Below are 12,733 nucleotides of genomic sequence, written 5' to 3' on the forward strand. Positions count from 1 at the left end.
AAGAAAACGTAATTTAATTGAAACAGTTTTTGATTATTTAAAGAACAAAATGAACCTTGAGCATACTAGACACAGATCCCCTATAAATGCTTTTGTTCATATACTTTCTACACTAGTTGCCTATTCTCTTAAGAAAAATAAACCTTCCATAAATTGCAATTTCGACTTTCCTCTAAATTATAACCTTATCCCGAATTGACGTGAGTTGTTTCGTAGTAAACAGTCGAGAGTAAATGTTAGTAATGAACAGGAGTTAGCGTCAAGAGGTGAATTAGGATATTTTTTGAACATTTATTTACTGAATTAAATAATAAGAATTTTTTTAAAGTTCCTGAGAAGAAATTACATATGACGCAAAATATTATGAATATTTTTACTCGTATAGATAAATTATCTAGTGCAGAATTGCAAACTTTAAGGGGGGTAATTGCAACTTTAAGTTCATAAAAATAGCTAATATAGTTAAGTTTATTAAAAACACTTTGCTTTTATGAAAAAATTAGCTATAGTTCCACCTGTTGCCTCTTAATAGTGAAAGTGGTAAACTATATAGTTTTTCCATAACTTTAAGGATTTAGTATATAATCTTATCATTTTAAAAGTTAATAAACTAAGAGTCAAAAGAAATAATTTTGGAGTATTGGATGCCAACAAATAATCAATTAGTCCGTTTTGGAAGAAAGTCGAAGGTTCGTAGAACAAAATCCCCGGCTTTAGAATCCAATCCATTTTTGAAAGGTGTTTGTGTAATAGTGAAAACTGTTACTCCTAAGAAGCCTAACTCTGCTCTTCGTAAGATGGCACGTGTTCGCTTAAGTAATGGGCAGTATGTCAATGCTTATATACCTGGTGAAGGTCATAATTTACAAGAACACTCAACAGTATTGGTTAGAGGCGGAAGGGTTCCTGATCTTCCGGGTGTTAAGTACCATATAGTACGTGGTGCTTATGATACTCATGGTGTAAAAAATCGTAAACAAGGACGCTCACGTTATGGTACGTCAGCGAAGCAGCAAGCTGTAAAAAAATAATTTGAAATAGAGAGATAAGATGTCACGTCGTCATGCCGCAGAGAGAAGGGTTGTCTTGCCTGATATGAAGTATAATAGCCCTTTGCTTGCTAGGTTCATTAATAACATTATGAGAGAAGGAAAAAAAGCTTTAGCTGAAAAGATAGTATATTCTGCTTTTAATAAGATAGAGAAAAAGCATAAGGTAGACCCTTATGAAACTTTCAATAATGCGATGAATAATGTTAAGCCATATCTTGAGGTTACGTCAGTAAGGGTAGGAGGGGCAAACTATCAAGTCCCGTCTCCTGTTGATGAGAAAAGGGGATATGCACTTGCATCGCGTTGGATTATTAATGCAGCCAATAAACGTTCTGAGAAGATGATGATTGATAAATTAGCTGAGGAACTATTTGAAGCGTCAAATAGTAGAGGCGTTGCTATTAAAAAGAGAGAGGATACTCATAAAATGGCTGAAGCTAATAAGGCTTTTGCTCATTTTAGTCCTAAAAAATCGCAACCAAGGTAATAAGCTATATGTCAACTACTGAATTTTCTCTTGCTAACACCCGTAATATCGGGATTTGTGCTCATATTGATGCTGGTAAAACTACTACAACCGAGCGTATTCTTTTCTATACTGGTAAATCACATAAGATTGGTGAAGTCCATGAAGGTGGTGCTACCATGGATTGGATGGAACAAGAGCAAGAGCGTGGTATTACCATTACTTCTGCTGCTACTACCTGTTATTGGCAAAATAAAAGAATTAACATTATCGATACACCAGGTCACGTAGATTTTACTATCGAAGTAGAAAGATCTCTGAGGATTCTTGATGGGGCGGTAGCGGTATTTGATGGGGTGGCCGGTGTTGAGCCACAATCAGAAATAGTATGGAGACAGGCTGATAAATATGAAGTGCCTAGAATGTGTTTTGTCAATAAGATGGACAGAATGGGTGCTAATTTTTATCAATGCGTGGAAATGATTAAAGATCGCCTTGGGGCAAAACCTTTGGTCATTCAGTTGCCAGTTGGTATTGAAGAAAATTTTAAAGGAGTTATTGACCTAATTAAGATGAAGGCAATAATCTGGAAAGATGAATCTCTTGGTGCTGAATATTCATACGAAGATATTCCTAGTGATATGCTAGAAAAAGTTGAAGAATATCGTACTTTGCTTGTTGAGATGGTTGCTGAAATTGATGATAATTTAATGGAAAAATATTTGTCAGCCGAAGAATTTACTGAAGAAGAAATTAAATCAGCAATAAGAAAAGGAACAATTAATAGAGCCTTTTTCCCAGTATTATGTGGTAGTGCTTTTAAAAATAAAGGTGTACAACCCTTGTTAGATGCAGTGGTTGATTATTTACCTTCACCGGTTGATATTGGAACCGTTAGAGGAATAGAGGTTGATTCTGGAGAAGAAAAAGATTTTAAAATTTCAGCGTCTGAACCTCTTGCTGCTTTAGCATTTAAAGTAATGACTGATCCATTTGTTGGCTCTCTTACGTTTGTCAGGATTTATTCTGGTAAGATTAGTTCTGGTGTTACTGTTATTAACACGGTAAAGAATCAAAAGGAACGAGTAGGTAGAATGTTGCTGATGCATGCTAATGAAAGGGAGGATGTTAAGGAAGCTTTGGCAGGAGATATTGTTGCCTTGGCTGGTCTGAAGAATACCACTACTGGTGATACTTTATGTGGCATGGATAAGCAGGTTGTTTTGGAGAGAATGGAATTTCCTGAACCGGTTATTGAACTAGCTGTAGAACCAAAATCAACTGCCGATCAAGAAAAAATGGGAATGGCATTATCTAGGTTAGCTGCTGAAGATCCATCTTTTAGAGTGTCAACTGATCAAGAAAGCGGTCAGACTGTTATTAAAGGTATGGGAGAGCTGCATTTAGAGATCATGGTTGATCGTATGAAGCGTGAGTTTAAGGTTGAGGTTAATGTTGGAGCTCCACAAGTAGCTTATCGTGAGACAATTACTAGTAAATGTGAAATTGACTATACCCATAAAAAACAATCTGGTGGAGCTGGACAATTTGCCCGGGTTAAAATAATATTTGAGCCTCAAGAAGCTGGAGAAGGCTTTCTTTTTGAAAGCAAAATCGTTGGTGGAGCTATACCAAAAGAATTTATTCCTGGTGTTGAAAAGGGTCTAAATAATATTAAGGATACAGGGGTAGTTGCTGGTTATCCAATGATTGATTTCAAAGCAACTTTGATAGATGGAGCATTCCACGATGTGGATTCAAGTGTATTAGCGTTTGAGATAGCTACTAAGGCTGCTTTTAGGGAAGGAATGCCAAAAGGTAATCCAAAGTTACTTGAGCCAATTATGAAAGTGGAAGTGATTACTCCAAATGAATATATGGGTGATATTATTGGCGACCTAAATAGCCGTAGAGGACAAATGCAAAGCATGGATCCAAGGGGTAATGCACAGGCGATAATTGCCAATGTACCTCTAGCTGAAATGTTTGGTTATGTTAGTACTTTGCGGTCTTTATCACAAGGTAGGTCTCAATATAGTATGGTTTTTTCTCATTATGAGCAAGTGCCGTTACAGGTAGCTGAGACTATTAAAGGTAAAAAATAAAAATATTTTTCACATAAAGTATTAGTGGATCATATATGATGTGATATTATAATTTATGGTAGTTTAAAGATTGTAGGGAAATAGTTAAAAATGGATTGGTTCGACCTACTTACGTGGTCTTGCAATGACGTTGACTGTTTTTGCAATTTTTAAATTGTGATTGTAATTTATTAAGAAATAGTTTGATTTTTTAATAAGAATGTGATAGGAGTGTAGCTCAATTGGTAGAGCATCGGTCTCCAAAACCGAAGGTTGCGGGTTCGATTCCTGTCGCTCCTGCCAATAAATGAGTTTGTATAATATGTTAAAGGAAAATAGAGTTTATAAATTTTATGAGCAAGTAAAGCAAGAAGTTTATAAAATTGTTTGGCTCGGTAAGAAGGAATTGATAACTTCAACTATTATAGTAGTGGTAGCTGTATTTATTTTTAGTATAATTTGTTTAGTATTAGATTACGGTATACATAGTATAATGCAGATTTTACTTAATATTGGGAAGTAGAAAGAATAGGTTTAGGGAAAATTGTGGTGCAGTGGTACGTTATTCATACATTATCAGGCTCAGAAAAGCGTGTAAAGCAACTGATTCTTGATCAAATTGCCAAGCAAGGTATGTCGGAATTTTTTGAAGATATCGTGGTTCCGGTTATTGAAGTACCTGAAGTTAAGCGTGGTAAGAACGTTAAGACTGAAAAGAAATTTATGCCTGGTTATATTTTGATTAAAATGAAAATGACCGATGATACTTGGCATTTGGTAAAAAGTGTCACTAAAGTTACAGGATTTTTGGGTAGTAAAAGTATACCACAAGCTCTTAGTGAAAAAGAAGTACAAAATATTTTTAGCAAGCTTGAATCTGAAACTAAAGATGCTAGGGTTTCAAAATTATATGAAATTGGTGAAGCGATAATTGTTACTGACGGTCCATTTGAGACTTTCACAGGAGTTATAGAAGAAATTGATTATGACAAAAATAAATTGCGTGTGTCTATATCTATTTTTGGTAAAGCAACTCCTATAGAATTAAATTTTACGCAAGTTAGGAAAAATAGTTAGCTTGTTTTGTGGTGATTAATGGTCATTGCGAGGAGGCGTGAAGCCGACGAAGCAATCTAGGAAAATGATTAGAAATGGATTGCTTCGACCATTACGTGGTCTCGCAATGACTTATGATGTTATTGCAAGGAGCTACTAAAGTAGTTCCTCGCAATGATGTTAAGTTATTTTCCTTATGGCTTTTAAGTGCCATGTGTAAGGTAAACAAAGACCTCTTGCAAAACTCGCTTATGCTGAGGAATTTGGAGGAAACTCGGAACGCAGAATCGCAGCGTACTCTAATGTACGTGAGGACTCGAGTACCGCATTGACGTACAAATTACCAGCAGAAGTAGAGTTTTGCAAGAGGTCTAATAGACTAATTAGTAAATTATTATTAGATAATTACCAATTAGTGTTAAATGAATAAAAATAGGATTATAATGGCAAAAAAAATAAAATCTTATATTAAGTTAACGGTGCCAGCAGGTAAAGCTAATCCAGCTCCGCCTATTGGTTCTACCCTTGGTCAAAGGAAGCTTAATATTATGGAATTTTGTAAGGCATTTAATGCTGCTACTCAAGGCTTTGAACCAGGTATGCCTATTCCAGTGCTAATTACTGCTTATGAAGATAATAGTTTTACTTTTGTAACTAAGACTTCCCCAGCATCGTATTATTTAAAACAATTTGCTAAAATTCCTAAAGGTTCTAGTGCTACTAAAAAAGAGGCATTTGTTGGTAAGGTTACCATGTCAGATTGTATGGAAATTGCCAAAATTAAGATGGTGGATCTTAATGCTGATAATTTAATAGCTGCCGCTAAAATTATTCGTGGTACTGCTGAATCTATGGGGCTTGAAGTAGTAGGAGATTAATATATGATAGTTGATAAAAAGGATGTTGTGAATAATAGAAAGTTAACTGGTGGTAAAAAAATACGGGCAGCGAGAAAGAATATAGAGTTGGCTAGCAACCGTACTTTAGCAGAAGGAATAGAAGCTTTGCAGTCGGCATCCTATACTAAATTTGATTCTACTTTGGAAGTGGTAATGAAATTAGGGGTAGATCCTAAACATTCGGATCAAATGGTGCGTGGTGTTGTGGCATTGCCAGCTGGTACCGGTAAAGTTAGTAGAGTTGCAGTGATTTGTAAGGATGAACAGATAGAAGAAGCTAAAGCCGCTGGAGCAGATATGGCTGGTTCTACAGAGATTATCGATGATATTAAGGCTGGGAAAATTAATTTTGACATTTGTATTGCAACACCAAATATGATGTCAGCAATAGGTTCGGTGGCAAGAATTCTTGGGCCAAAGGGCTTAATGCCTAATCCAAAACTTGGCACGGTAACTACAGATATCGTAACGGCAATTAAAAATGCCAAAAGTGGTCAAGTAGAGTATAGGGTTGAAAAGGCTGGTATTATTCATGCTGGAGTTGGTAAATTATCATTTACTAAACAAGATTTAGTAAATAATGCATCAACCTTGATATCTGCTGTAGTTAAAGCAAAGCCTTCTGGTGCTAAAGGAAATTATTTAAAAGCAATATATCTATCTTCTACTATGGGTCCATCAGTAAAAATAGATTTAGCAACTATATCGTAACGACAAGGAGAGTTAAGGTGTTAAGATCAGAGAAACATGAGTTTGTCGCAGAACTTGAAGGAGTGTATCAGCGGTCAAACTCCGTGATAGTTACTCATTATCATGGGCTTACTGTTAGTCAAGTGACTACGCTACGTAGGACTCTTAAAGCAAAAAATGTGGGATTCAAAGTAGTTAAAAATACTTTGTCAAAAATAGCAGCCAATAAGGCTGGTGTTGATAATGTTGCACATTTGTTTGCTGGTCCCACAGCACTAGCATATTCTGAAGACCTTGTTGAAGCTGCAAAACTTATCGTAGAATTTGCAAAAACTAATGAATGTTTGAAAATAGTTGGTGGTTTAGTAAATAACCAAGTATTAGATGCAAGCTCTGTACAACAATTGGCAAAATTGCCTTCATTAGACGCACTCAGAGGCAAAATTATTGGGCTTCTACAAGCTCCTGCAACTAAAATTGCTGGCGTTATACAAGCTCCTGCATCTGGACTTGCTAGAGTTTTGCAAGCTTATGCAAATAAAAGTTAATTTAATAAAAAAGTTTTAAAAGGAAGAAAATTATGACAGACCTAGTAAAAATCGTAGATCAATTATCAACTCTTACAGTAATTCAAGCAGCAGAGCTTTCAAAAATGCTAGAAGAAAAATGGGGTGTAACAGCCGCCGCTCCTGTAGCAGTAGCTGCAGCTCCTGCTGCATCAGAAGCAGTAGCTGAAAAGACAGCCTTTGAAGTTGTTTTGACTAGTAGTGGTGATAAAAAAATAGAAGTAATTAAGGTCACTAGAGAGCTTACTGGTCTTGGTTTGAAAGAAGCTAAAGAATTAGTTGATGCTGCCCCAAAAACGATTAAATCTGGTGTAAATAAAGAAGAAGCTGAAAGCTTTAAAGAAAAATTAGAAGCAGTTGGAGCAAAAGTTGAATTAAAATAATTTTCATAATATCAGTTATTTTATGAGAATTATGGTCGATTCAGGAGCATTTGGGGCTAGGAACAATGGAGCGACGCCTATAAGTAATAGGCGAGCATTGAGCGACAACGTCCCCAACTTCTCATCAATTGACTATAGTGAATAACTTGAATTGGTAACGTTATAAATCCGATTAGTATTTAGCCTAAGCGTCATTGCGAGGAGTGTGGAAATCGCACGACAAAGCAATCTATAAAATTAACCAAAATGGATTGCCACGACCACTATGTGGTCTCGCAATGACAGATAACGTCATTACGAGGAGCCACTTTTAGTGGTCGAAGTAATCCAAAAAAACTATTAAAATGGATTGTTTCGGAGGCTTACCCCTTCTCGCTAATAGACAGTACGATGGGTGCTTATTCGACACTAATTCAGGTTAATTGACTATATGTATATTCTAATTCTTTAAATTATTGGAGTATACATTGATATATTTAGCGTTTTTAGTACTGAATCTAGGTTTGTATTGTTGATAATGGGAATAAACTTGTTGTGTGATATTCTATTTTGCTTAAGAGTTGTGGTGCTAAATATACTTTCGTGCCTGCAAAAACTATTGCATTTTATACAAAAATATAAACAAAAAGCTATTAAACTCCTAGGGCGGATATTTTTTGTCATGGGAGAATTTGGCGTTTGTTTATTCAAAATTCTAAATCAGCTGAAGATTTGCAACAGATTTATGCATTTTAGCTTCACAGAGCCTATTAATTTAAAGAATTTATTCATACTATTTAGCAAAAATAAAAATAATTTGAGATTATGCTTGAATAATTTAAAGCTTGAATAATTAGAGAATTGGTTTCGTAAAACTATAAACTGTGCATGGGCTTTTGTTCTGAATATGCATATGTCAGATTTCTTTTTTGTTTTATATGCCAATTCTCCAAATAATTCGAACATACATTACTTCTAAATTGAGTTCTTTAAGTGGCTTTTTGTTTGGTTTCAAAACAAAAATTATTGAAAGTTACAATTTTTATCAAAAATATGACAAAAAGTTATGACAGAAACTTTGTTCACAGCAACAAGTCTATTTTTTTCAAGATTACAGCCGAGTTACCAATTACATATATTGGCAACTCGCGTTAAGATATAGAAATTAATCGGGAGATTATATGACAACGCAGTCCTTATCAATTGGTAAACGCATAAGAAAGAATTTTGGTCACATAAATTTGGTAGCATCTATACCAAATTTGATTGAGGTTCAGAAAAATTCTTATGAAAAAGGTTTTTTACAATTTGGAGTTAAAGACTTTGAGCGAGAAAACAAAGGATTACAATCAGTATTAAGTTCAATTTTCCCGATTCATGATCCCTCTAATATTGCCTATTTAGAATTTGCTAAATATGAATTTGATAATCCTAAATATGATGTTGAGGAGTGTACACAAAGAGGTCTTAGTTATGCTGCTCCCCTTAAAGTTACATTGAGATTAAGTATTTGGGATATTGATGAAGATACTGGAGCAAGAGAAATTAAAGGTATTAAAGAACAAGAAGTTTATATGGGGGATATTCCCCTGATGACCAAAAATGGTACCTTTATTATTAATGGTACAGAAAGGGTAGTAGTATCACAGATGCATAGGTCACCTGGTGTGTTTTTCTACCATGATGAGGGTAAAGTTCACTCTTCAGGGAAGTTTTTGTATTCTGCTAGGGTTATACCATATAGAGGATCATGGTTAGATTTTGAGTTTGATGCTAAAGATGTTATGTACTTTAGAATAGATAGGAAAAGAAAGCTTTATGTTACTACTCTGCTTAGAGCTATTGGAATGTCTACTAATGAAATTATAAAATTCTACTATGATACGGTAACCTGTTTTACCAAGGATGGATGCTGGGCAACGAAGTTTATACCAGAATCTGTAAATGCTCATAGGCTAGTTACTGATTTAGTAGATGCAGATACTGGTAATATCATACTGGCATCTGGGCAAAAGATCACTCCTCGTTTGGCTAAGAAGTTTGCTCAAGATGGAGTGAAAAATATTTTGGTAGAAGGTGAGTATTTGGTAGGGAAATATTTAGCACATGATCTTGTTAATCCAGATAATGGTGAGGTACTAGCTACCATTGCTGAAATGATCACAATAGATATGCTAAATTCTATTATGACTCTTGGAATTTCGTCTGTCGACGTACTTGCTATCAATACCCAATCAGGTCCTTACATAAGAAATACCTTATTTGCTGATAAAAACCAAAATTATGAATCAGCATTGATCGACATATTCAGGGTATTAAGACCAGGAGAACCGGCTAATATTGAAGCGGCTAAGATATTATTTAATAATTTATTTTTTGAGCCTGAAAGATATGATCTCTCGGAAGTTGGTCGTATTAAAATGAATTCAAGATTGGAACTTAACATACCAGAATCTACAGCTATTTTAACTATTGAAGATATTAAACATATTCTTAAAGTTTTAGTAGATCTAAAAGATGGCAAAGGTTCGATAGATGATATTGATCATCTTGGTAATAGAAGAGTTAGGTCAGTTGGTGAATTAATTGAGAATCAATTTCGGATTGGTCTGGTTCGTATGGAAAAATCAGTACTTGAAAGAATGTCTGTGGTTGATCTTGATGCGGTTATGCCTCATGATTTAGTAAATTCAAAAGTTTTAGTTTCTGTAGTAAAAGAATTTTTTAGTACATCACAACTTTCCCAGTTTATGGATCAAACTAATCCATTATCAGAAATAACTCATAAGAGAAGATTATCAGCTTTAGGACCTGGTGGAATTAGTAGGGAGAGAGCTGGATTTGAAGTGAGGGACGTTCACCCTACCCATTATGGACGTATTTGCCCAATCGAAACACCAGAAGGACAGAATATCGGTTTGATTAATTCCATGGCTACTTATGCTAGGGTTAATAAACATGGTTTCATTGAAACTCCTTATCGAAAAGTTGTAGATGGTCGTGTAACAGATGAAGTTGTTTACTTGTCAGCAATTGAAGAAGGAAAATATAAAATTGCTCAAGCTAATGCAGTTATCGATAAAAAAGGTTTATTACAGGAAGAGTTAATTAACTGTCGGATTGATGGTGGTAATTTTGTTATGGTTACCCCGGCAGAAATAGATTATATTGACGTTACTCCGATGCAGGTTGTTTCTGTTGCTGCATCACTTATTCCATTTTTAGAAAATGATGATGCTAATAGAGCTTTGATGGGATCAAATATGCAACGTCAGGCTGTACCACTTATTAGAAGTGATGCTCCTTTAGTTGGTACTGGTATTGAAGGAATTGTTGCCCAAGATTCTGGAGTTTCAGTTGTCGCCTTACATGATGGAATAGTAGAGCAAGTTGAATCGACTAGAATAGTAGTAAGGACTAAGGAGCAGAAAACAGATGGCTCACCTGGTGTAGACATTTATAATTTATTGAAATTTCAAAGATCTAACCATAATACTTGTATTAATCAGAAACCATTAATTAATGTTGGTGATTATGTCGCAAAAGGTGAAGTAATTGCTGATGGACCAAGCACCGATAATGGGGAGATAGCTCTTGGTAGAAATGTTCTGGTGGCTTTCTTACCATGGAGTGGTTATAATTTTGAAGATTCAATTTTAATATCAGAACGTATTGTAAAAGATGATGTTTACACTTCAATTCATATTGAAGAATTTGAAATAATTGCTAGAGATACTAGACTTGGGCCTGAGGAAATCACTCGTGATATCCCAAATGTTAGTGATGAAAGTTTGCGTCATCTTGACGAAGTAGGTATAGTATATGTTGGGGCAGAAGTAAAACCAGGTGATATTTTGGTGGGTAAGGTTACTCCTAAAAGTGAGTCACCTATGACTCCGGAAGAAAAATTACTTCGAGCTATTTTTGGAGAAAAGGCTTCGGATGTTCGGGACTCTTCTTTACGCGTTCCTTCTGGAATCACTGGTAAAGTGGTAGAGGTACGAGTATTTTCTCGTAGAGGAGTAGAAAAAGATGAGCGTGCTATAGCTATTGAAAAACAACAAATTGAAAAATTATCAAAAGACAGAGATGATGAACTTCGAGTCATAGAGCATTTTGTTTTTATGCGTTTAGAGAAGATTCTAACAGGACAAATAGTTGTTAGTGGTCCTAAATCGGTAAAACCTGGTCAATTAATTAGCGAGCAAACCCTTGGATCATTATCAAAGGGACAATTTTGGCAGCTAATTGTTGAAGATGCTGATGTAATGAATGAAATTGAGCAAATTAAACGTCATTATGATGAAAAGAAAGATAGACTCAATAAGTGTTTTAGTAACAAAGTAGAAAAACTACAAAGTGGCGATGATTTACCACAAGGGGCTCTTAAAGTTGTAAAAGTATTTATTGCGACTAAACATAAGCTGCAACCTGGAGATAAAATGGCGGGAAGACACGGAAATAAAGGTGTTATCTCTCGTATTATGCCAGAAGAAGATATGCCATTTTTAGAAGATGGTACAGTAGTTGATATAGTTCTTAACCCACTTGGTTTACCTTCACGGATGAATATAGGACAGATTTTAGAGACTCATCTTGGTTGGGCGGCAGTAAATCTTGGTAAAAAAATATCTTCTATGTTGAAGCAAGTTCATAACAATAATCTTGATATAGAAGAGTTTAAATCTTTTGTATCGAAGGTATATGGCGAGAATTCAACGACAAAAGATATAAAGCAAATGTCCAATGAAGATATTATGGCATTTTGTCATAATATCGATAAGGGGGTATATTTTTCAACTCCGGTTTTTGATGGGGCAAAGGTTGAGAACGTAAAAGAAATGCTAGCTATGGCAGATCAAGATCCATCTGGTCAAATTAAGTTAATTGATGGTAGAACAGGAGAGTATTTTGATCGTACTGTTACAGTTGGCTATAAATATTTCCTAAAACTGCACCATTTAGCTGATGATAAAATTCATGCTCGTTCTATCGGTCCTTATAGTTTGGTAACTCAACAACCATTAGGTGGTAAATCGCATTTTGGTGGTCAGAGATTTGGGGAGATGGAATGTTGGGGCTTGCAAGCTTATGGTGCTGCTTATACGTTACAAGAAATGTTAACTGTAAAATCGGACGATGTGGTTGGTAGAATTAAAATTTATGAATCGATTGTTCGAGGTGATAATAATTTTGAATCTGGTATCCCTGAGTCATTTAACGTAATGATCAAAGAGTTTAGATCCTTATGTTTGAATGTCAAGCTTGAAGATACTACAACAGATTAATAATATAGTGAATTAACTTGAATTTGCAACGTTATAAACCAGATTAGTATTTAGCCTCAGCGTCATTGCGAGGAGCCACTTTAGTGGCGACGAAGCAATCCAAAAAACGATTAAAATGGATTGCTTCGGAGGCTTACGCCTCCTCGCAATGACCTTTGGCGAGCAGATTTTTTATTTATTATTAAGCAATTTTGCAAAAATAATGAGAATGGCTATTAGTGTAGTATAAAAATCTGCTATATTTATAGATATAACCGAATTTGCAATAAC

General features: G+C 35.2%; 12 protein-coding genes, 1 tRNA gene and 1 pseudogene. All 14 read left to right on the top strand.

From position 1 onward, the window contains the following. A partial coding sequence (locus RiCNE_RS00860; protein WP_157905643.1) for a transposase occupies positions 1–199 on the top strand: 199 nt, incomplete at its 5' end. Positions 200–644: 445 nt separating this feature from the next. Continuing rightward, on the top strand, positions 645–1,031 hold the full coding sequence (gene rpsL, locus RiCNE_RS00865) for a 30S ribosomal protein S12 (protein WP_094648753.1): 387 nt from the start codon (positions 645–647) through the stop codon (positions 1,029–1,031). Positions 1,032–1,050: 19 nt separating this feature from the next. Next, complete coding sequence (rpsG, locus tag RiCNE_RS00870; RefSeq protein WP_094648754.1) at positions 1,051–1,539, top strand: 30S ribosomal protein S7; 489 nt, start codon at positions 1,051–1,053, stop codon at positions 1,537–1,539. An 8-nt stretch (positions 1,540–1,547) separates the two neighbouring features. Then, positions 1,548–3,623, top strand: a complete 2,076-nt coding sequence (fusA, locus tag RiCNE_RS00875) for an elongation factor G (RefSeq protein ID WP_094648755.1) — start codon at positions 1,548–1,550, stop codon at positions 3,621–3,623. A gap of 206 nt (positions 3,624–3,829) precedes the next feature. After that, a tRNA-Trp gene (locus RiCNE_RS00880) sits at positions 3,830–3,905 on the top strand. A 19-nt stretch (positions 3,906–3,924) separates the two neighbouring features. Then, a complete protein-coding gene (gene secE / locus RiCNE_RS00885; protein ID WP_094648770.1) occupies positions 3,925–4,125 on the top strand; it encodes a preprotein translocase subunit SecE in 201 nt (66 codons plus the stop codon). Positions 4,126–4,130: 5 nt separating this feature from the next. After that, complete coding sequence (gene nusG / locus RiCNE_RS00890; protein ID WP_204839942.1) at positions 4,131–4,679, top strand: transcription termination/antitermination protein NusG; 549 nt, start codon at positions 4,131–4,133, stop codon at positions 4,677–4,679. Positions 4,680–4,887: 208 nt separating this feature from the next. Continuing rightward, positions 4,888–5,043, top strand: a pseudogene (locus tag RiCNE_RS00895) (palindromic element RPE1 domain-containing protein); the annotation flags it as partial. A gap of 58 nt (positions 5,044–5,101) precedes the next feature. Further along, positions 5,102–5,536, top strand: coding sequence for a 50S ribosomal protein L11 (rplK, locus tag RiCNE_RS00900; RefSeq protein ID WP_094648771.1), 435 nt, complete (start codon positions 5,102–5,104; stop codon positions 5,534–5,536). 3 nt (positions 5,537–5,539) lie between these two features. Further along, positions 5,540–6,268, top strand: a complete 729-nt coding sequence (rplA, locus tag RiCNE_RS00905) for a 50S ribosomal protein L1 (RefSeq protein WP_094648757.1) — start codon at positions 5,540–5,542, stop codon at positions 6,266–6,268. A 17-nt stretch (positions 6,269–6,285) separates the two neighbouring features. Next, a complete protein-coding gene (rplJ, locus tag RiCNE_RS00910; RefSeq protein WP_094648758.1) occupies positions 6,286–6,795 on the top strand; it encodes a 50S ribosomal protein L10 in 510 nt (169 codons plus the stop codon). Between the two features lie 32 nt (positions 6,796–6,827). After that, a complete protein-coding gene (rplL, locus tag RiCNE_RS00915; protein WP_094648759.1) occupies positions 6,828–7,196 on the top strand; it encodes a 50S ribosomal protein L7/L12 in 369 nt (122 codons plus the stop codon). Positions 7,197–7,218: 22 nt separating this feature from the next. Beyond that, positions 7,219–7,341 carry a palindromic element RPE2 domain-containing protein gene (locus RiCNE_RS07230; RefSeq protein WP_133062913.1) on the top strand — a complete coding sequence of 41 codons (123 nt, stop codon included), beginning with the start codon at positions 7,219–7,221 and terminating at the stop codon, positions 7,339–7,341. Positions 7,342–8,356: 1,015 nt separating this feature from the next. Continuing rightward, a complete protein-coding gene (rpoB, locus tag RiCNE_RS00920; protein WP_094648760.1) occupies positions 8,357–12,463 on the top strand; it encodes a DNA-directed RNA polymerase subunit beta in 4,107 nt (1,368 codons plus the stop codon). Positions 12,464–12,733 lie beyond the last annotated feature (270 nt).

Source organism: Rickettsia endosymbiont of Culicoides newsteadi, assembly GCF_002259525.1.
Classification (GTDB): domain Bacteria; phylum Pseudomonadota; class Alphaproteobacteria; order Rickettsiales; family Rickettsiaceae; genus Tisiphia.